20 protein-coding genes and 1 pseudogene are annotated in these 18,783 nt (G+C 41.6%); 15 read left to right on the plus strand and 6 right to left on the minus strand.

What is annotated here, in order from left to right:
- Position 1: 1 nt before the first annotated feature.
- Complete coding sequence (locus tag C2M30_RS14030) at positions 2-1,336, minus strand: sigma-54 interaction domain-containing protein (RefSeq protein WP_105172081.1); 1,335 nt, start codon at positions 1,334-1,336, stop codon at positions 2-4.
- Positions 1,337-1,595: 259 nt separating this feature from the next.
- Between C2M30_RS14030 and C2M30_RS14035 the strand changes: the two genes are divergently transcribed.
- The 7 genes from C2M30_RS14035 to C2M30_RS14065 are packed head-to-tail and all read left to right on the plus strand — an operon-like array spanning position 1,596 to position 8,949.
- Complete coding sequence (locus C2M30_RS14035) at positions 1,596-3,170, plus strand: cytochrome ubiquinol oxidase subunit I (protein WP_105172082.1); 1,575 nt, start codon at positions 1,596-1,598, stop codon at positions 3,168-3,170.
- Positions 3,167-4,300 (plus strand): cytochrome d ubiquinol oxidase subunit II, encoded by a 1,134-nt coding sequence (cydB, locus tag C2M30_RS14040; protein WP_105172083.1) that lies wholly within the window; start codon positions 3,167-3,169, stop codon positions 4,298-4,300. Before C2M30_RS14035 ends, cydB begins: the two co-directional genes overlap by 4 nt.
- 10 nt (positions 4,301-4,310) lie before the next feature.
- Positions 4,311-4,427, plus strand: coding sequence for a cytochrome bd-I oxidase subunit CydX (cydX, locus tag C2M30_RS14045; protein ID WP_010603848.1), 117 nt, complete (start codon positions 4,311-4,313; stop codon positions 4,425-4,427).
- Entirely contained in the window at positions 4,420-6,081 is a 1,662-nt protein-coding gene (locus C2M30_RS14050; RefSeq protein WP_105172084.1) for an ABC transporter transmembrane domain-containing protein, read from the plus strand. Before cydX ends, C2M30_RS14050 begins: the two co-directional genes overlap by 8 nt.
- Complete coding sequence (locus tag C2M30_RS14055; RefSeq protein WP_105172085.1) at positions 6,071-7,711, plus strand: ATP-binding cassette domain-containing protein; 1,641 nt, start codon at positions 6,071-6,073, stop codon at positions 7,709-7,711. Before C2M30_RS14050 ends, C2M30_RS14055 begins: the two co-directional genes overlap by 11 nt.
- Entirely contained in the window at positions 7,704-8,339 is a 636-nt protein-coding gene (locus C2M30_RS14060; RefSeq protein WP_105172086.1) for a hypothetical protein, read from the plus strand. The genes C2M30_RS14055 and C2M30_RS14060 overlap by 8 nt, the downstream gene beginning before the upstream one ends.
- 4 nt (positions 8,340-8,343) lie before the next feature.
- Positions 8,344-8,949 (plus strand): Tll0287-like domain-containing protein, encoded by a 606-nt coding sequence (locus C2M30_RS14065; RefSeq protein WP_105172087.1) that lies wholly within the window; start codon positions 8,344-8,346, stop codon positions 8,947-8,949.
- Between the two features lie 62 nt (positions 8,950-9,011).
- Here C2M30_RS14065 and C2M30_RS22150 read toward each other — a convergent pair whose 3' ends face one another.
- From C2M30_RS22150 to C2M30_RS14080, 4 genes and pseudogenes are all read right to left on the minus strand, one after another.
- Positions 9,012-9,428: a CZB domain-containing protein gene (locus C2M30_RS22150; RefSeq protein WP_394226146.1), complete on the minus strand. Its 417-nt coding sequence runs from the start codon at positions 9,426-9,428 to the stop codon at positions 9,012-9,014.
- A 39-nt stretch (positions 9,429-9,467) separates the two neighbouring features.
- Positions 9,468-10,148, minus strand: a pseudogene (locus tag C2M30_RS22155) (methyl-accepting chemotaxis protein); the annotation flags it as partial.
- A 255-nt stretch (positions 10,149-10,403) separates the two neighbouring features.
- Positions 10,404-11,285 (minus strand): GGDEF domain-containing protein, encoded by an 882-nt coding sequence (locus tag C2M30_RS14075; protein ID WP_105172089.1) that lies wholly within the window; start codon positions 11,283-11,285, stop codon positions 10,404-10,406.
- A 192-nt stretch (positions 11,286-11,477) separates the two neighbouring features.
- Positions 11,478-12,320, minus strand: a complete 843-nt coding sequence (locus tag C2M30_RS14080; protein ID WP_105172090.1) for a LysR family transcriptional regulator — start codon at positions 12,318-12,320, stop codon at positions 11,478-11,480.
- Positions 12,321-12,457: 137 nt separating this feature from the next.
- Between C2M30_RS14080 and rimK the strand changes: the two genes are divergently transcribed.
- The 5 genes from rimK to C2M30_RS14105 all read left to right on the plus strand — a co-directional run bounded on the left by rimK (position 12,458) and on the right by C2M30_RS14105 (position 16,819).
- The gene (gene rimK, locus C2M30_RS14085; RefSeq protein WP_010558182.1) at positions 12,458-13,363 is read left to right on the plus strand and encodes a 30S ribosomal protein S6--L-glutamate ligase; all 906 of its coding nucleotides are present in this window, start codon (positions 12,458-12,460) and stop codon (positions 13,361-13,363) included.
- Positions 13,364-13,383: 20 nt separating this feature from the next.
- Positions 13,384-14,418: a succinylglutamate desuccinylase/aspartoacylase family protein gene (locus C2M30_RS14090; RefSeq protein WP_105172091.1), complete on the plus strand. Its 1,035-nt coding sequence runs from the start codon at positions 13,384-13,386 to the stop codon at positions 14,416-14,418.
- Complete coding sequence (locus C2M30_RS14095) at positions 14,415-14,846, plus strand: ATP-dependent zinc protease family protein (protein WP_010558184.1); 432 nt, start codon at positions 14,415-14,417, stop codon at positions 14,844-14,846. Before C2M30_RS14090 ends, C2M30_RS14095 begins: the two co-directional genes overlap by 4 nt.
- Positions 14,847-14,975: 129 nt before the next feature.
- The gene (locus tag C2M30_RS14100) at positions 14,976-15,857 is read left to right on the plus strand and encodes a mechanosensitive ion channel family protein (protein ID WP_105172092.1); all 882 of its coding nucleotides are present in this window, start codon (positions 14,976-14,978) and stop codon (positions 15,855-15,857) included.
- A gap of 14 nt (positions 15,858-15,871) precedes the next feature.
- Positions 15,872-16,819 (plus strand): zinc transporter ZntB, encoded by a 948-nt coding sequence (locus tag C2M30_RS14105; RefSeq protein WP_100914802.1) that lies wholly within the window; start codon positions 15,872-15,874, stop codon positions 16,817-16,819.
- A 9-nt stretch (positions 16,820-16,828) separates the two neighbouring features.
- Here C2M30_RS14105 and C2M30_RS14110 read toward each other — a convergent pair whose 3' ends face one another.
- Entirely contained in the window at positions 16,829-17,656 is an 828-nt protein-coding gene (locus C2M30_RS14110) for a LysR family transcriptional regulator (protein WP_105172093.1), read from the minus strand.
- A gap of 288 nt (positions 17,657-17,944) precedes the next feature.
- On the opposite strand from C2M30_RS14110, the gene C2M30_RS14115 reads away from it, so the two are divergent.
- From C2M30_RS14115 to C2M30_RS14125, 3 genes are all read left to right on the plus strand, one after another.
- A complete protein-coding gene (locus C2M30_RS14115; RefSeq protein ID WP_010558188.1) occupies positions 17,945-18,205 on the plus strand; it encodes a hypothetical protein in 261 nt (86 codons plus the stop codon).
- Positions 18,205-18,516, plus strand: coding sequence for a DUF413 domain-containing protein (maoP, locus tag C2M30_RS14120; RefSeq protein ID WP_105172094.1), 312 nt, complete (start codon positions 18,205-18,207; stop codon positions 18,514-18,516). Before C2M30_RS14115 ends, maoP begins: the two co-directional genes overlap by 1 nt.
- 64 nt (positions 18,517-18,580) lie before the next feature.
- Complete coding sequence (locus C2M30_RS14125; RefSeq protein ID WP_010558190.1) at positions 18,581-18,781, plus strand: hypothetical protein; 201 nt, start codon at positions 18,581-18,583, stop codon at positions 18,779-18,781.
- The last annotated feature ends 2 nt before the right edge of the window (positions 18,782-18,783 follow it).

Here is an 18,783-nt window from a genome sequence, read left to right on the forward strand (position 1 = left end):
GTTATTTTGTAAGCGACAAACCATATTTAGTGAGTTTGCGATATAAAGTACGGCTACTGACACCGAGTTTAAGGGCCAGCGCTTCGGTGCTACCTTGGAACTGTTCAATGGCTTTTGCTAAGTAGTTTTGCTCAGCCTGCTCTAGCGATAGCACTTCAAATACCTCGTCATAATTTGGCTGTGTTAAATCTGCGTTAGGCTCTGCTGTAGGCTGCAAATTAACTACGTTTTTGAAAGGGATGTCGGTGTCGTAAATGACATCGTCATCCGCCAAAATAGCTGCTTGCAATACAATACTTTTTAACTCTCGAATATTACCGGGGTAGGCATATTGCGCGAGCTTTTTAAGTGCTGCTTCACTGAATTGTTTGTCTTTAAATTCCGAGTGTTTTAAAAAGAACTTAGCCAACAAGGCAATGTCAGCTTGGCGGTTTTTCAGTGACGGTAAATTTATCGGAAACGTGGCAATTCGATAATACAAATCTTTTCTAAACTCGCCTTTTTCAACCATTTCTAACAGGTTTTTATGGCTTGCGCAGACTAAGCGAAAGTCTGTACGTTTTTGTCGTAAGCTGCCTACTGCACGAAAGCTTTGTGTTTCAATTAATCGCAGCAGTTTTACTTGCATATTAAGCGGTACATCACCTATTTCATCAAAAAAGAGGGTGCCACCTTCGACAATTTCGACCAAGCCTTTCTTTTGGCTTGTGGCACCAGTAAACGCGCCTTTTTCGTGGCCAAATAACTCAGACTCGAATAACTGCTCTGGTAAACCAGAGCATTCAATAACAATAAACGGCTTATCTTTACGCCTACTTGCATCGTGCAACGCACGAGCCACCAATTCTTTACCTGTGCCGGTTTCGCCTTGTAATAATACCGAGATTTCGGTTTTGGCAGCGCGGTTTACTTTATTGATCAGTGCTTTAAAGGCATCTGACTGACCGAGCATTTTATTCTTTTGCGCTTTTACTGAGGCAAAGTCAATTTTATCGAGGATCTCAACAAAGCCCATTAAAACATCGTTTTCGTCAAAAATAGGCTTCATTACAATATCGCAATATTGCTTACCTAAATGGGTGTCGTGAATATGCACGACACTGGTGGGCTTGTTGGTTTTTTTGCACTCGAGCATGGGACAAGCTTCACCCATTTGATCGCAGGGTTTATTTGCCTTATGCGATATGGCAAAGCAGGTACTTTTACCCAGCTCAATTGGGGTTTGATAGGTATCGCGATAGGCGTTATTCACCGCCACAATGGCATAGTTTAGGTCAATAAAAATTGCTGGTTTATCAATAATATTGATTAAACCTTGGATCACCGAATTTGCCATATTGCACACTTATCCAAGTTAGTTTGTTACCGTTTAACTAAAGCGAGTGTACTGCAAAAAAGCCGCTGTGACAAAAGTGTCCTTTAACCTCATTCTGTCTGACAAAAGTGTCACTTAATGATTATTGTCTTTATCGAATGAATTTTTGGAATATAAAATTAGCCATTAAAAACAATACCTTAATTTATTTATCGACTAAACCTAAGGTTGGTATGTTTTCTGCGATAACAGGAAGTAACCTAATCTAAAGGAGTTCGAAATGAATGAAGCATTGGTCGAATTGTCACGTTGGCAATTTGCACTTACCGCCATGTTCCACTTCATATTTGTACCGCTGACCTTGGGCCTGAGCTTTATGCTGGCCATTATGGAATCGGTATATGTGATGACGGGCAAAGAAATCTATAAAACCATGACTAAGTTTTGGGGAAAGTTATTTGGTATTAACTTCGCCCTTGGTGTGGCTACGGGTTTAACCATGGAGTTCCAGTTTGGTATGAACTGGGCATATTACTCGCATTATGTCGGTGATATTTTTGGCGCACCGCTGGCAATTGAAGGGTTAATGGCGTTTTTCTTAGAATCTACGTTCGTTGGCTTGTTCTTTTTTGGCTGGGATAAAATGTCAAAGGTCAGGCACCTTATGGCAACTTGGCTTGTGGCGTTAGGTTCTAACTTTTCGGCGCTTTGGATCTTAATTGCCAATGGCTGGATGCAGCATCCGGTAGGCGCAGAGTTCAACTTTGAGTCTATGCGTATGGAAATGACCAGTTTTGCTGAGGTGATGTTTAACCCTGTTGCCCAAGTTAAATTTGTGCATACCGTATCAGCAGGTTATGTCACAGGCGCAATGTTTGTCTTAGCTATCTCAAGCTATTACCTGTTAAAACATAAGCATATTGCCTTTGCGCGTCGCTCATTTGCGATAGCAGCAAGCTTTGGTTTAGCGTCAATTTTGTCAGTAATTGTGCTCGGTGATGAAAGTGGCTATGAGCTTGGCGATGTGCAAAAAGTAAAACTCGCGGCAGTTGAAGCCGAATACGATACCCATCCTGCACCTGCACCATTTACGCTGTTTGCTATCCCCAACGATGAAGAAGAAAAAGCTGAATACGCAGTGCGCATTCCTTGGCTAATGGGCATTATCGCGACGCGCTCGCTTGATGAAGAAGTGATGGGCATTAAAGAGCATAAAGTACTGCATCGTGAGCGTATTTTATCTGGTTTGGTTGCTAAAAACTTACTCGATACCGTGCGCAGTGGTAACGCAACAGAAGCACAAATAGCACTGTTTGAAGCACATAAAAAAGACTTGGGCTATGCCATGTTGTTAGAGCCATTTACCAATGATTTTGTCAGCCCAAGTGAAGAAGCCATCGAAAAAGCGGTAAATTACAGCATTCCACCTGTTGCGCCCCTTTTCTGGAGTTTCAGAATTATGGTGTTCTCGGGCTTTATTATGCTATTCGTTTTTGCTGCAGCATTTTATTACAGCACTAAACATCAAATCACTAAACCAAAGTGGCTATTAAAGCTGTCGCTGTTTTCTTTACCTCTACCTTGGATAGCCTCTGAAGCGGGTTGGTTTGTCGCAGAATTTGGTCGCCAACCGTGGTCAATTGCCGAGGTGCTACCTGTGCATGCTTCGGTATCAAACCTAACCGTGGGTGAAGTGTGGTTTACCTTAATTGCTTATACCAGTTTTTATGCGGTGATGTTTGTTATTGGCTTCTATTTAATGAATAAGTACGCCAAAAAAGGACCTGTGCCAGAAAAGCAAAGCACACCTTTCGATGGCAATGCGCAACTATCGGCTGAAGGAGCACAATCATGATTGATTATGAATTTTTACGCTTAGTGTGGTGGGGCTTAGTAGGTGTATTGCTGATTGGCTTCGCCATTACCGACGGGTTTGACTTAGGCGTAGGTGCACTGCTTACCTTAGTAGGCAAAAGCGACGAAGACCGTCGCGTGATGATCAATACAATCGGCCCTCATTGGGACGGTAACCAAGTGTGGTTTATTACTGCTGGTGGTGCAATTTTTGCGGCTTGGCCACTGATTTATGCGGCAGCATTTTCGGGGTTTTATATCGCTTTAGCGCTAACACTCATTGCTTTATGGATGCGCCCAATCGGCTTTGATTATCGCAGTAAATTGCCCAATAAAACCTGGCGCACAGCGTGGGACTGGGCACTATTTTGTGGCGGCTTAGTGCCAGCGCTTATCTTTGGTGTGGCGTTCGGTAATTTACTACTAGGCGTACCATTTGAATTTGATAACACCTTGCGCCCGACTTATACCGGCAGCTTTTTTGGCTTGCTTAATCCGTTTGCCATTTTAGCAGGGCTGGTATCGGTCGCTATGTTGCTGACCCATGGCGCTAACTGGTTGCAACTTAAAACCGAGGGGAATTTACTCGCGCGTGCGCGCATTGTGTCGTTCTATTTGTCATTAGTGACTGTGTTGCTCTTTATGTTAGCGGGTGTGGTCGTTGCCAATATTGACGGTTATGTGATCACCTCTAGCGTTGACCCTTTAGCAACATCAAACCCACTGACCAAAACAGTTGAAGCAGTATCGGGCGCGTGGCTTCACAATTACAGCACCTACTCGTGGATGCTAGTTGCCCCTGTACTTGGCATTTTTGCGGGGCTGGGCTCTGCATGGTTTAGCAAGCAACAGCGCGGTGGCTGGGCGTTTTTAATGTCGTCATTGATGATGGCAGGCATTATTTTAACCGCAGGCGCTGCCATGTTCCCGTTCCTTATGCCAAGTAGCAGCATGCCAAACGCAAGTTTGACAGTGTGGGATGCCACATCGAGTTATTTAACGCTCAAAACCATGTTTATCGTTGCCTGTATTTTTGTGCCAATTGTATTGAGTTACACCGCATACAGCTTTTATGTGATGCGCGGGCGCATTAAAGCGCAAGATTTAGATAAACCACACACAATTTATTAAGGAGTGGCTTATGTGGTATTTCACTTGGATTTTAGGTGTTTTATTAGCGTGTTCTTTCGGCATTATTAATGCGATGTGGTTAGAAGCCACCGAAGACATGGACAGAGACGACACCAGCGATGATTAAACACAATCACGCAGCAACTGGCGACATGGAGGTCGCCGCTACCGAGCTATTACATAGCCAGCAGCAAAAAGTAAAAAATGCGCTGCTGGGTGTGTTAGCTCTCAAAAGCTCTGCCTTTTTATGCCAGCTGACGGCTTTCGCAGCATTTAGCTTTTTAGTGGCCAGATTGCTCGCAAGAGATGCAAGTAGTCTGGTTATGAGCCACTTTTTTAGCGTAAACACACACTATGAATGGACGCTCAATGTTTTAGTTGGGGTATTGGTTTCAAGCTTAATACTTAACCTTTTTGCTCATAACCGCCTAATGGCATTACAAGCAAGCAGCTTGGCCGATTTAGAAGCGCAGTTACATGGCGCTTTAAAGCAAGGGCAGCACGCGTTGGTTCGTCAACATAGTCATTTTTACTGGCAGCAACTCAGCACCGAGCACCTTCATGCGATGGTGAAATTTATCAGTGAATTTCAATTACAAAAATGGCTTGCGGTGGTTGCGCCTTTGTTATTATTTGGCGTGATTGCTTATGTGAACTGGTTTGTATTTATTATTTTATTAGTGTGTTTGCCTGTGGTGCCGCTATTTATGATCATCATAGGCAAAGGCACAAAGCACTTACATAACACCTATTTTGTGGCATTTGAGCGTTTAGGCAGTATGTTTGCCAATCGCCTTAGCAACATTGAATTGATCAATGTATTTTCTGCCAACAGGCAACAAACACAGCGCCTTGAGCAAAGTTCAAATACGCTTAATTCCAGCACCATGAAAGTGCTTCAAGTGGCCTTTTTAAACCAAACTGTGTTAGATTTTTTTTCGACGCTGTCGATGGCACTCATTGCCGTTTATGTTGGGTTTAACCTGTTAGAAGAGATAAATTTAGGGCCCAAACTGGTGTTTGCCGATGGCTTATTTTTACTTATCGCTGTGCCTATGGTGTTTAGCGAGCTTAAACAATTAGGCAATTTATACCACCAAAAAGCCGCAGCACAGGTTGCAGCATCAGAGCTGGCCAGTGTGCTTTGTAACAGTCAACAAAGTGCCGATGTACAGCAATCTCCTAGCATAGATTGGCATGACTTTCAGGTTGTTAATACGGCAGTTTTTGCCAAACATTTATTTGTTGAGCGTGGCCAGCATATTTGGCTAAGTGCCCCCTCAGGTGCCGGTAAAACGCTGTTATTTGAAGCGCTTAGCAAACAGCGCCAAGCAAGCCATCAAACCACACAAAAAGTGGCGTTGTTGACACAATCTCCCTGTATTTTGCGCGGCACTGTGCGCGATAACTTAACACTCAATAACCCACACTCTGATAAAGCGCTTTTTGCGATGTTAGAAAAAGTTGAGCTAATGGCTTGGTACAAAAATTTAAAACAGGGGCTTAACACACCGATGGACGAGTGTCCGCCACTTTCTGGCGGTGAAAAGCAGCGCTTAAGTTTAGCTAGGCTGTTACTGTGCGATGCTGACCTGTATTTACTCGACGAACCCACCGCGTTTTTAAGTGACGCGCAACATCAGCGACTCTGCCGTTTAATTGAAGCAGTTTTAAAAGATAAAACCGTTATTTGGGCGTGTCATAAGCCGCAGTCACAACGCTGGTTTAGTCATATTTGGCACATTAACGAGCTCGGTGAGGTGCTTTGTCATGCAAACTAATACATTAAAAACCAACTTATTGGCGCAGTTACTGAGTGTGACTTATAGCCTAGCGGCAATGGGGTTATTGCTGGTTTCAAGTTGGTTTATTGCCGCGGCAAGTGTGATGGGCAGTAGCTTAAATTACATGTTACCCGCAGTTATTATTCGGGCCTTAGCGCTTATTCGCATTGCATCGGGTTATGCGGCCTTGTTGGTTGGCCACAGTGGCTTTTTCAAATCGTTACAAACCAAACGCATGGCGCTATTTGCAACCAGTTTGAATAACTTAAGCTTGCTTGAGCAAGTTAAAAACAGCGCGCAGGTTGAGGCAATGAGCACCACCACAGAGCAACAAGCTGCGCTTTGGATTGCTTGGGTAAATCAAAATGCAGCGATGTTTATCACCTTACTGCTGCTAAATATCTGTATTTACCTGCTTATTCCTAGCCATCTTAATTATATGTTGTGTGTAACATTTGCTTTTGTTTTAGTTTACGGGCTGCTCATTGTGTTTGGCTTAAAACAAGCGGGCATAATTGCCAAACAAAAAGAGCGCTTTGTCACTGAATTTGACGATAAGTTATACAGCTCACCGCTTTGGCATCTTCAAACTGAGTTTTTAGACAAACATACTCAACAAAAAAACAGTCAATTTGCATCAACCTCTCAGCTGTTAAACGCGCAACAAACACAGCAAAAGGCGATTTTTTACGGCCAACTCTGTTTGCAGCTTTTCGCCATTTTAGCTTTGTATCTGCTTTTTACGCAGTATGCTGGCGCGGCATCGCAAAATGCATTATTTATTTTAGTGCCCATGTTATTGCTAAGCATTAACGATTGGCTTGGCAAGCTACTGCATTCACAATCTGGGCTGGTTGATTTTATTCAAGCCAAACAAGGTGATATTGAAAAAGCTCTGGTGAATACAACCGATAAAAAAGCGCAGCAACAAGCGCAGTCATCGCCACCCCAAATTACCCGACATAGCCAAGCAATTCACGCGCTGAGCCTTAATAATGTAACCGCTTGCAGCGTGCAACGATTGCCTATTTCTATAGAAATAAATAATCACGGTTGCTATTTATTTGAAGGCAGCTCGGGAGCTGGTAAGTCTTCGTTATTAAAAGCGATCACCGGGCTACAGCCATTTCAAGGCGACATCTCGTTTAATCAACAATCCATCGTCCAACACTTTGGCAAATTACATGAGCGCATTGTTTACTGCGGGCAATCAGCTCCCGTATTAGATGGCACTTTGGCTGAGAACCTTTCTTTAGGTCATGAAGTAGAGCAAGACACACTACAGCAGGTGCTCAATGACGTTAATTTGTCTTACCTAGGCGCATTAACGCAATGGCTAGGTTCGGGTGGCAGACAGCTCTCTGGTGGCGAAAGACAACGCCTGAACCTAGCAAGGGCATTGTTATTTAAGCCCGATGTGGTGCTACTAGATGAACCGTTTGAAGCGCTTGACGAGCACAATATTGCACTTATGGTTCGGCGTATTAATCAATTGAGTAAAACCTGTATAGTGCTGATTGCTAGCCATATTGTGCCGCAAACATTAATGCTTAATCAGCGTATTGATATTGAGAATGATCGTGTATTTTCTAAAGAAAATGACTCTAAGGCAAAGTGCTATGGCTGAGTCCTTAGGTGTCATTGAGATAATTTATGAAAACCAGCTAATTGCCTATTTAATTAGAGATATGTTAACGCCTTATTGTGCGGTAATTGCATTAGGTATTTCAGATCAGAAAAAACACGACTATATGGTTGAGAGACTTGAAAACTGCCCGTGCGAAACACAGTGGTGGTTAATCGCTTGCGATGCCAACACCCAACTAAGGTGGGTGAATCTGTTAGCGCAGCGATTTACAGGGCAATTGATGCTAGCAAAAGCGTGTTTAACAAATACACCAAACTATGCCGCGCTAGATTTAAGTAATGGTGACATGCTTGAGCATAATGAAATGCTGCACTTAGGACATCTCATGCTCACCATTCAATATGTCAAAGCAAATAGCTCGAAAGTGTCGCTACTTGTTTGTGAAAGTATAGTGTTCTGTTTGCCATCTAATGCACTTGAGTTTTCATCCATTCACATGGGCAAGGTGCTTAAACAAAGCAGCATAAAGTGGGATAAATTCAGTGAAATTTACTGCCCCACGTTCAGAGTAAATCAGCCATTTTCGACCTCAAATCGCACTTTTTGGCAAGTCGAAACCCTGCTAAGCCAAAATAACTTAACCGACACTAAAAAATCAGATAGGTAGCAAGATGACCGAAACCAACCGTTCAAGAATACAAACAGCGATTAATACTTGTGCAATACCTTTAATAGTATTTGCTGGCGTCGTCCACGCTAATGATGAAATCGCGCAAAAAGCACAGCTAGATATGCAAGCCAAGAAGATCACCAATGCATTTGCAAGCGAGCTAAAAACCACCTTAATGGCAGCCGTAGCAAAAGGCGGACTTTCTGCTGGTGTTGAGGTATGCCAAGAGCGAGCCCCTGAAATAGCCAAAAAATACTCAAACCATAGTTGGCAAATCAGCCGCACAAGTTTGAAAACTCGCAATAGTCAGAATACCCCAAATATTGACGAGATAGCGATATTACAAGATTTTGCCAAGCGCTTGGCCAGCGGTGAGCCTGCAAAAACAGTGTTCTATTCAAACTTAAGCCCACAAAGCGGTGAATACCAATTTATGAAAGCCATTCCAACCGGGCAAGTGTGTCTTGCTTGCCATGGCGAAAATATTAGCGACGACTTAAAGGGAAAAATCAAAGCGCATTATCCCAAAGATACAGCCACAGGTTTTAAACTTGGAGAGTTAAGAGGCGCGTTTAAAGTGTATTTTAACGCTTCAAACGCACAGTAATTTGGAGTGTTTTTCTTTTACTTTGGCGGCAAAATTATTGTTCCGCCAAAGCAAAGAATGGATTAAAACAATTCAGTATGATCTTTTATTAAAGTAACCTCACCTGCCACCTGATGAGACAGTTGCGTTAATTGTTCAACCACTTCAAAGCTTGCTGATTCCATCAGAGCAAGATGGTGAGCAGCGGTACTTTTATCGCCTTTAAGATTTGCGTTCAATGCAGCGAGACCATTTTGATGCACTTCAGCATGAGGCTTTTCAAGTTTTTTGAATGCCGAAAAGTCAGTGTACTTACTCTTACCCTCACCTTCGTAGTACCATTTTCCTAACCGACACATAGTATGATCCGCAAAATCCTCTGGTGATTTATTAGATAACCCCAACATTACTTGGTACACGTCCATTTTCCATACAACATGATCCATTTTTACTGTTTGTAAAAATGCATCGGCGGTTGAGTTGGTAATAACGGTATACATATTTTGCGAAAATTCAACAATACGGTTAGCGGTTTTATCAATGCACCCTGTACTGTCTTTGATTTTGATACTCTTTTCACCAACGCCGCTAATGCTAGTCACTACATCTTTCATTTGACTGTTTACTTGTTCAATCAATACCGAAATTTCGTTTGAGGCTTCGGCAGAGCGCTGGGCAAGGGTTCTCACTTCATCCGCAACAACGGCGAAACCGCGACCCTGTTCGCCCGCGCGTGCGGCTTCAATTGCGGCATTGAGTGCTAACAAGTTCGTTTGATCAGAGATCCCTTTAATAATATTAACGAAATCATTAATGCCTTTGGTCACTTCATTTAATTCGTCTACTGAATTTGACGCATGCTGTGAGTCATTAGAAATCACCGAAGTCGCACTAATTGTCGAAGCCAGCATGTCTTTTATTTGATCAAATAATTGTTGCGACGCGTTAAAGTCATCGCGGTGTGCGATTAATTCGGCTGAAGAAGCCGCTAAACTTTCACGAATTTGACTGAGTAATTCACCTGATTGCAGCGACAATTTACACAAAGATTCTTGATGTTGCGCACGCTCCGATAGCATGTCTAAATCACTGGTGATTCCCAAACTGTCCTGTTCAGAACGTGCTATCACTTGGTTTAATTCGGCGTTTTCTTGTTTTAGGCGTTGGTTTTCTAGTTGTAGTTTTTCTAATTCGCTTTTGTTCACCCAATTTAAAAACATTAAGCACCTCGTTTAATAATGAACAGATAAACACTGCGAGCCTCAAAATAATGCATGCTATTGCACATTACACTGTTTAAAGTTTACTCACGCAGCTAATTCTCGGCATATAAAAATAAAACGCCACTATATTAGGAACAGTTTATTGGTTTTAGCAAGCACATTTAAGATGCGTTGCCGTTTTCAAGCAACAAGATGCACAATTCGTGTCTAGGCCATAACAAAATTTTAGTCGACAATCACAAAAAAACACTTTTAAACAATAACAAAGCTAGTGCCTTGTATTTCTTTTGCTCGATAAACTGCTTGGTCTGCTTTCTTGATAAGCTTTTGCGGGATTAAGGTTACATGTTCTTCTTTTGAGGTCGAGACAGCGCCTATTGAGCATTTTATCTCAATTAACTGTTCATTTAGTTGCTGCGGCTGCGCTAAACACTGCACCACTTTTTGACAAAACTGCGTCAGCTCAGATTCTGGTGTATCCGGCAGCAACAAGGCAAATTCATCGCCGCCAAGCCGCGCTAACGTATCAGTTTCTCGGCTAACCGAAGAAACAATTTTAACAAATCGCTTTAATAGCTCATCGCCTATATCGTGGCCGTAAGTATCATTAATCGGTTTAAAATCATCGAGATCAAAATACAATAAACTAACCGCTCGCTTATTGCGCTTTGCCATTTTAAGCGCTTGCTTGCAGCGGTCTTGAAATAATAACCGATTTGCAGCGCCCGTTAATGCATCATAGTGGGCAAGCTTTGTTAGCTCTTGATTGAGCTTAAAGTCTTGAAACACGGCTTTAATACTGTGTTCAAGCAAACCAATAGTAGCTGCAGGTAATGGCAACAAATCGATAGTTAGACGATTGGCGTTTGGCACGCTAAAACCATTAAAGTCGCGCGTTACTACCAGCACAGGCAGTAACGTGTTTGCTTTATTCAAATAATTGTACAGTGCTCTGAATTTACGCTCGGTAACAATGATCAGCGACGGGCTATTTTTCGCAATATCACTCGATTTATTGAGAATGCATATACTATCAAACGACAGCGTTGTAAGCTTGAGTGTGCACGCTAACCAATGGGTTATTTCTTCTGACTCGGTAAGAATACCCACTTGACGGATTTTCGGATTATTCATAAAGACGCTAAAAACGATTTTTGTTTTTGCTCATTATTAAATAAAAACAAAACATTGCCTACGAAAAAATAAGGTGAAAAAAATCTTCAAAATTTTGACTTTAAAACGGTTAACTTACAAGCAACAATAAAAATAAATATTCAATATCTAATTTTTGATAAATTAAATTTATTAAAAATTCCAACTTACACGTTAGTTGCGCACGTAAGGGAATAACATAAGCGCATCTTGCACCAACTGCTTCTTATGACTTTTCGCAAGGTAAATAGCATATATATCACGGCTATATTCAGGTGCACCCTCAACCGCATGTAATTTACCTTTGCGAATATGCTCAAAGCACATTTGTTTTGGTAGGTAGGCACAACCTGATGCCTCTAAAATAAAGTTTAACGCGATCCGCGGTTGACTCATATGATGGCGAATAGCATTTAACTCACTGTAATCACGTAAAATTTGACTATTTACCGACTCACCATAATCAACCATAACCATGTTCTCAATATTGTCTTGCGTAACATCGCGGTCAGTCGACACTAACTGCAAAGGCACTGTAGCTACTTTTTCATTTACGATATCTTGAATAAACGGTGGTTCAAACAAAAAGGCAATATCAACTAGTCGGCTAACCACTTGTTTTCTAGCCTCTAACGGTGAGTATGTTTGTGTAAATAAGTGAACATCGTCTAGATTACGATGAATTTTTTGCAGCCAATCCTGCAGTACAATGTCCCAAATTGACATCATTGAACCAACAAACAATTGATAAGCGTTAGGCTGAGCGACGCCGACATCTTGTTTCAGCTTTTGCCACATAATTAGCATTTCATTGGCATGTTTAACAAGGCGGTGGCCTTCTGCGGTAAGCTTTAAACGTTTTTGTGTGCGATCAAATAACTGCACACCGAGCTCTTCTTCTAACTGTTTAATACGGCTACTAACAGCGGCTTGCGTTAGGTATAAGTTATCGGCTGCGACTCGCACATGTAAGGTTTGGCTCACTTCCAAAAACGTCGTTAAAAGCTCAATTTTCATTCGAAAACACCCCTTTTAATAAAATTATTTTATCAAATTGTAATTTTTATTTTGTTTTTCTTTTTAGATATTTTCAACTAATTTTCCTAACATAAATTTGATTGGACAAATAAACGCCAAAATAAGGATGCCAAATTATGAAAATTGCTATTTTATCTCGAAATGAAAACCTATATTCAACCCGCCGTTTAAAAGAAGCGTGTATCGCACGTGGCCATGAGGTTGATGTTATTGACACATTACATTGCTACATGGATATCACCAGTAGTCGCCCTGCGGTGCGTTACCATGGTCAAGAGCTACCAAAATACGATGCGATTATTCCGCGTATTGGTGCATCAGTTACGTTTTATGGCACTGCGGTTGCGCGTCAGTTTGAAATGATGGGTACATTTAACGTCAATGAATCGGTAGCGATTAGCCGCTCTCGCGACAAATTACGCTCACTACAGTTACTGTCGCGTAAAGGCATTGGTCTGCCGCGCACAGGATTTGCAAGTAAGCCAGATAACATTAAAGACTTAATTAAAAATGTGGGTGGTGCGCCTTTAGTAATCAAACTACTAGAAGGTACCCAAGGTATTGGTGTCGTACTCGCTGATACAGCAAAAGCAGCAGAAAGCATTATAGAAGCGTTTATGGGCTTAAAAGCTAACATTCTCGTGCAAGAGTATATTAAAGAGGCTGGCGGTGCTGATATTCGCTGTTTAGTTGTTGGTGGCCGTGTTGTTGCAGCGATGAAACGCCAAGGTGCAGAAGGTGAATTCCGTTCAAACTTACACCGTGGTGGCAGTGCTGAACTTGTTAAATTAACCAAAGAAGAACGTGCAACTGCGGTTAACGCTGCCAAGGTAATGGGACTTAACTTCTGCGGTGTAGACTTACTGCGCTCACATAATGGCCCTATGGTAATGGAAGTAAATTCATCTCCAGGCCTTGAAGGCATTGAAAACGCAACGGGATTAGACGTAGCAGGTAAGCTCATTGAGTTTATTGAAAAGACAGCTAAGTCTGGTTCAACAAAAACCAAAGGACAAGGTTAATTAACGCGATTGGAACAGTTATGAACGAATTGATTATTGGTGAACACACAATTATGCCTGGCGAAACAAAGAAAATTGATTTGCCAGTAGCTAAATTGTACACCGATGCTGATGTGCACTTACCGGTACATATTATTCGCGGTAAAAAAGCAGGCCCTACAATGTTCATCAGTGCCGCGGTGCATGGTGATGAACTTAACGGCATTGAAATCATCAGACGCCTTATCAATTTAAAAGGCTTTAAAATTTCAGCAGGCACCTTAATTGCTGTGCCTATGGTGAATGTATACGGGGTGATCAACCAAAGCCGCTACATGCCTGATAGACGCGATCTTAACCGCAGCTTTCCAGGTTCGGCGAAAGGCTCTTTGGCAGCACGTGTCGCTAATATTTTCTTAAAAGAAATTGTTAGCCACTGTGACTATGGTATTGATTTGCATACAGGTGCTATTCACCGTTCAAACTTGCCACAAATTAGGGCGCAACTAGCGGATGAAGAAACCTTAACACTTGCTAACGCATTCGGTGCACCTGTAATTTTAAATTCGGAAATAATCGATGGTTCATTGCGTGATGCTGCGGTTGATAACGGTACCAAGGTGTTGTTATACGAAGCGGGAGAAGCACTGCGATTTGATGAGTTTTCAATTCGCGCCGGCATTAAAGGCATCGTTAATGTACTGCGCCATTTGAAAATGACTCCAAAAGGCAGAGCACGCAAAAAAACGGTTAACCAATTTGTTGCCAATAACAGTGGTTGGGTACGCGCAACCAGCAGTGGCATTGTCACCCATTTATTTAACTTGGGTGACCAAGTTAAAAAAGGCCAAGTGCTTGCTGAGATCGGTAGCCCCTATGGCGAGATTCTAACGGAAGTGCTGGCAAACAAAAGTGGCGTCATCATAGGTAAACAAAATATACCCTTGGTGCAAGAAGGCGAAGCCATGTACCACATTGCTTACTTTAAAGAAGATGATGAAGAGATTGCCGAACATATTGGCAGTGTTGAAGAAGAACTTGTGAACCATATTGTAAACAGTGAAGGATTGCTATGAATAACAGAATAATTATCGGCCATGTAGAAAATATTGATCTACCCGATTTAGGCATTACGCAAATGACAGTGCGCGTAGATACAGGCGCACAAACGTCATCGTTGCATGTTGATAATATTCAACGAACTAAATTGGATAAAAAGCCAGCGGTATCGTTTGATATTCACCCTGAAATTCATAACGTAGACAAAACCGTACGCTGTACCGCTATTTTGCATGATATTCGCAAAGTAAAGTCATCGAATGGCATGACCGAACAGCGCTATGTAATTAAAACGCCTGCGATACTTGGCGAACATAAATGGAATATTGAAATAACATTGACCGATCGCTCAGATATGACCTATCTAATGTTATTAGGTCGACAAGCGATGGGCGATCACTTTTTCATTGATCCTGCAAACGGCTTTGTCGCCTCGCAAAGTTAACAGTAATGCAGTTAGACGTATGCGCCTGTGGCGCTGCGTGCTAGCTGCAAGCAACACGGATTGTAAATTTTCCTGTGCATACTGATTGCTGTAAAATAGCAAAAAACTCCCCCTAACAAGGACTTATTAATGTTAGAACAAGTTAAATATTGGCTCAATTTCCCACTATTTAAATTTAATGAACGTGTTGTCACGCTGATTGAAGTGCTCGCCGTTCCGCTTTGGTTAATCGCCAGTGTTTGGCTTTCCCACTTCATTATAAAAATGATTGGTAAACGCCTTACTAAGAAAAATAAAGATCCTAATATTATTCACTTAGTACAGCGTATTTTGTATGTGGTGGCGCTCGCGATTATTTTTATGACAACCCTTTCGATGATCAATGTACCGATCACTGCATTTGCGTTTTTATCAGGTGCAATCGCGATTGGTTTTGGTTTTGGGGCACAAAACATTATCAATAACTTTATTAGTGGTTGGATTTTAATGGGCGAAAAGCCAATCCGCATTGGTGATTTTTTAGAAGTTGAAGGCGTAAAGGGTGTGGTTGAAGAAATTAATACCCGCTCAACACGTATTCGCCGTGTTGATGGCGTTCACATGCTGATCCCTAATAGCAAGCTATTAGAAAACACAGTGACCAACTGGACCTTACGCGACAAATTAGTGCGTGGCACCGTAGCTGTGGGTGTTGCCTATGGCACTGATTGTCAAAGTGTAAAACGTATTATGTTAGAAGTCGCGAATGCGCAACCAGAAACACTAAACGAAGATGGCCGTGCACCGTTAGTTTTTTTCCAAGACTTTGGCGATAACTCGCTGCTTTTTGAAGTGTACTTTTGGATTAACTCGCAAGTTGAAGGTGGCTTACGATTAGTTGCCAGCAATATTCGATTTGAATTAGACGAAGCGTTTAAAGCAGCAGATATTACGATTGCATTCCCGCAGCGTGATATTCATCTTGATGGCACGCTTAATATTGTTAATACGACTAACAAAACTAACAGCTAACTTAGGAAATAACCATGAAGCATGATTTTATAATTGAAGGTTGGCAACTCAATCATAACGACAGACCTAATGCTGTTACCTCAGAACAGCAACTAGCAGAGCAAAATTATTGGGTGCACTGTGATCGCTCATCGGCTGAATTTGAGCATTGGTTAGAGTCCCTTGGTTTTGATGAATCAATTATTGAATCACTGCTTGCCACCGATACAAGACCGCGTTTTCAGCAAATTGATAAGAACAGCTTTTTCCTTATTTTAAGAGGTGTAAACCTAAATGCCGGAAAAGAGCCAGACGATATGTTAACTGTGCGTTTGCTTTACACGCCAGAGCGTGTTGTTACGTGTAGCATTCAGCGCTTACGTGCAATTGAAGCAGTGGCATCTCAGTTAAAGAAGAATAAAGGACCCGATACCCTTGAATCTTTGGTAATTGAGCTATTAAGTCAACTAAATGCCAAAATTGAATCTGTAATTGAGCCAATTGAGCAATTTATTAACGCACAAGATAACGATGCGTTTAGCTCAGACGCCATTGCTGAAATAAGTGTTAAGCACCGTAAATTACTGCGTTTAAATCGCTTTTTAAAGCCGCAATTGTATGCGCTATCGGCATTGAGTAAAAACAATGTGGCAGCATTTAATGACTATCATGTAGAGCTTGCGACCGAGCTTGATACCTTGTCTCGTATTGTCGACACCATTGATTTCTACATTGCGCAAATCGACGTAATAAACAATCGTATTGCACAAATTAACAGTGAAGTGATGAACCGCAATACCTACATGCTGTCGATTATCGCGGGTATTTTCTTACCACTTGGTTTTTTAACCGGGTTATTCGGTATTAATGTGGGCGGCATGCCTGGTGTTGATAACCCCCATGCCTTTTATTGGTTTTGCGGTGTGTTAACAGGCATAGGTGTTGTTGCATTAGTGATGTTTCGCCGTTGGAAATTCCTATAGCTAATACGCTTAGCTATTTGCGAGTAAATTACAAAGCTCATCTGTCAGCGCCGAATGTGGCGCTGATTTTTTATAGGTTAAATAAACTGGTCGCTTTAACTGCATGGCGCTGTCTATATTGAATAAACGCCCTTCTAATATATAGGGTTTGACTAGATCACTCGGTAAATACGCAAAACCACCATTGGCCAACATCAAATCTAACGCTATGGTTGCTGCTGAGGTGCGATGACTCGGTTGCACTTTATGCTGAGCAGCATGCTCTTTGGCAAACGTAATGCCCCAATCAACATAAATATAATTGTCGCATGTTTCACTGAATTCAGCACAACTGCCAACCAGCGAAATATCAAAATCACCAACATGAGTATTAATAAAATCACTGTCTTTAATGGGGTCAGTTAAAAAAGCAAGTTGCAAACTTTTATCATCAAGTTTACGTTGGATTGCCTCTCGCACTGAAATTTCCGTACCGACCACAACCGAGTCAAATACCGTGTTCATTTCATTTATGCGAGAGCACAAATATGCATCCCATACATTGGGGGTTGCTGCGATATTAAATACCGTTTTTTGCTCACTGGCTAAGCCCACCATAGCTTTTGATTGTGCGATTTGCTCAATCACTAGATGAGCATAAGGCAGTAACGCATTACCCGCAGGCGTTAAGCTTAGATTATTTTTATCGCGAATAAATAACGGCGTGGCATAAAATTCTTCAAGTTGTTTTATGCGTGCACTCACCGCAGCTTGGGTAATGTATAACTGCTCAGATGCTTTGCCAAAATGCCTGTTTTCCGCAACCGCGATAAACGTCTTAAAAACCTTAATATCCATACTTTCACCTAGTAAACCAATTCGCACTAACACTTAATCTATTAGAGAGATAAAACCCGCAGCCACTTGATTTAAAATTTAAATTAAAAACAAATAGATAATAAAATAAAAGTCGTTACATCAACGATATTTTATTGCCACAAAACAGCGTTATTAATTAAGCAAATTAGTATTAAAACCGCAGCCAATAATTTAAAGATTTTTTGTTATATCGACAATAATTATTTGCTTTTCATTTCGCTTAACAAGCCCTAAATTTAGCGCAGAAGTTAACCCAGAGGACTGGCAATGAAACTCACTAAAATGGTCGCGCTCGGTTTGATTGTATCACTTAGCTCGACGTTTGTTATCGCTGAAAATAGCACAAAGGCACCGCCTTCAATTGCGTTAAATTACTTGGAATATTGCCAAGATATTCTAGCGGAAAATGACGGCGAGCATGAGACCAACTTATTGAACTGTGTGAATACCGAGCTTGAAGGGTCAGGATTTGACACATTCGCCACATACAGTGAATTACTCGCGTATGTGGGTTTAGGTGAAGACTAATGGAAACGGCAATCCGACAAGGCAAAATACCGTTTTATGCCAGCGACACATTTCCTTATGGTTTGTCACGCAGCGGCTATTTCAGCATTGGCGAATCAGAAGAGCTGATTAAATACGGTGATACCTTATATGGCCTGCATAACGGCTTGTTATCGCCAGAAAATGCCGAAGAGGCGATGTTTGTCGCAGAATTAAACAGCGATGAAACCGCCACCCTTGACGCTGTAAAGTTATGGAAAAAATTTCTATTGGCGATTACAAAAAGCAATAGCTTTAACAGTTTATCACCAAGTAAAAAAGCGGCTTTTTAGCCGGTATTATCAACCTTAATCGTTGTTAACAAACACGAAGCAATGAGATAGAAGGTAGTAAAAAATGGATATTGACGTATCTGATTTTGACTATGATGATGAGTTGGAAGTTAAATATCAAATCTCCTACACATCGGGTAAACCAGCGCCAATGAAAGTGCACCGTAAAAAACGGTTATCACCTTGGCAGCGTATAGAATTATTAAAAGACGAAGCTAGGCTCAACAAGCAAATTGCCGATAGCCACTTTGATTATTACGATTAAAT

The organism is Pseudoalteromonas sp. T1lg24 (assembly GCF_002964745.1).
Taxonomy (GTDB): domain Bacteria; phylum Pseudomonadota; class Gammaproteobacteria; order Enterobacterales; family Alteromonadaceae; genus Pseudoalteromonas; species Pseudoalteromonas spongiae.

Excerpts from the sequence above, each read along its gene's own strand:
- C2M30_RS14055 (WP_105172085.1), top strand. The coding sequence starts at position 6,071 with ATGCAAACTAATACATTAAAAACCAACTTATTGGCGCAGTTACTGAGT.
- C2M30_RS14110 (WP_105172093.1), bottom strand. The coding sequence starts at position 17,656 with ATGGATATTAAGGTTTTTAAGACGTTTATCGCGGTTGCGGAAAACAGG.
- C2M30_RS14090 (WP_105172091.1), top strand. The coding sequence starts at position 13,384 with ATGAACGAATTGATTATTGGTGAACACACAATTATGCCTGGCGAAACA.
- cydB (WP_105172083.1), top strand. The coding sequence starts at position 3,167 with ATGATTGATTATGAATTTTTACGCTTAGTGTGGTGGGGCTTAGTAGGT.
- C2M30_RS14065 (WP_105172087.1), top strand. The coding sequence starts at position 8,344 with ATGACCGAAACCAACCGTTCAAGAATACAAACAGCGATTAATACTTGT.
- C2M30_RS14105 (WP_100914802.1), top strand. The coding sequence starts at position 15,872 with ATGAAGCATGATTTTATAATTGAAGGTTGGCAACTCAATCATAACGAC.
- rimK (WP_010558182.1), top strand. The coding sequence starts at position 12,458 with ATGAAAATTGCTATTTTATCTCGAAATGAAAACCTATATTCAACCCGC.
- C2M30_RS14080 (WP_105172090.1), bottom strand. The coding sequence starts at position 12,320 with ATGAAAATTGAGCTTTTAACGACGTTTTTGGAAGTGAGCCAAACCTTA.
- maoP (WP_105172094.1), top strand. The coding sequence starts at position 18,205 with ATGGAAACGGCAATCCGACAAGGCAAAATACCGTTTTATGCCAGCGAC.
- C2M30_RS14035 (WP_105172082.1), top strand. The coding sequence starts at position 1,596 with ATGAATGAAGCATTGGTCGAATTGTCACGTTGGCAATTTGCACTTACC.
- C2M30_RS14100 (WP_105172092.1), top strand. The coding sequence starts at position 14,976 with ATGTTAGAACAAGTTAAATATTGGCTCAATTTCCCACTATTTAAATTT.
- C2M30_RS14095 (WP_010558184.1), top strand. The coding sequence starts at position 14,415 with ATGAATAACAGAATAATTATCGGCCATGTAGAAAATATTGATCTACCC.
- C2M30_RS14030 (WP_105172081.1), bottom strand. The coding sequence starts at position 1,336 with ATGGCAAATTCGGTGATCCAAGGTTTAATCAATATTATTGATAAACCA.
- C2M30_RS14115 (WP_010558188.1), top strand. The coding sequence starts at position 17,945 with ATGAAACTCACTAAAATGGTCGCGCTCGGTTTGATTGTATCACTTAGC.
- C2M30_RS14050 (WP_105172084.1), top strand. The coding sequence starts at position 4,420 with ATGATTAAACACAATCACGCAGCAACTGGCGACATGGAGGTCGCCGCT.
- C2M30_RS22150 (WP_394226146.1), bottom strand. The coding sequence starts at position 9,428 with ATGTATACCGTTATTACCAACTCAACCGCCGATGCATTTTTACAAACA.
- cydX (WP_010603848.1), top strand. The coding sequence starts at position 4,311 with ATGTGGTATTTCACTTGGATTTTAGGTGTTTTATTAGCGTGTTCTTTC.
- C2M30_RS14075 (WP_105172089.1), bottom strand. The coding sequence starts at position 11,285 with ATGAATAATCCGAAAATCCGTCAAGTGGGTATTCTTACCGAGTCAGAA.
- C2M30_RS14060 (WP_105172086.1), top strand. The coding sequence starts at position 7,704 with ATGGCTGAGTCCTTAGGTGTCATTGAGATAATTTATGAAAACCAGCTA.
- C2M30_RS14125 (WP_010558190.1), top strand. The coding sequence starts at position 18,581 with ATGGATATTGACGTATCTGATTTTGACTATGATGATGAGTTGGAAGTT.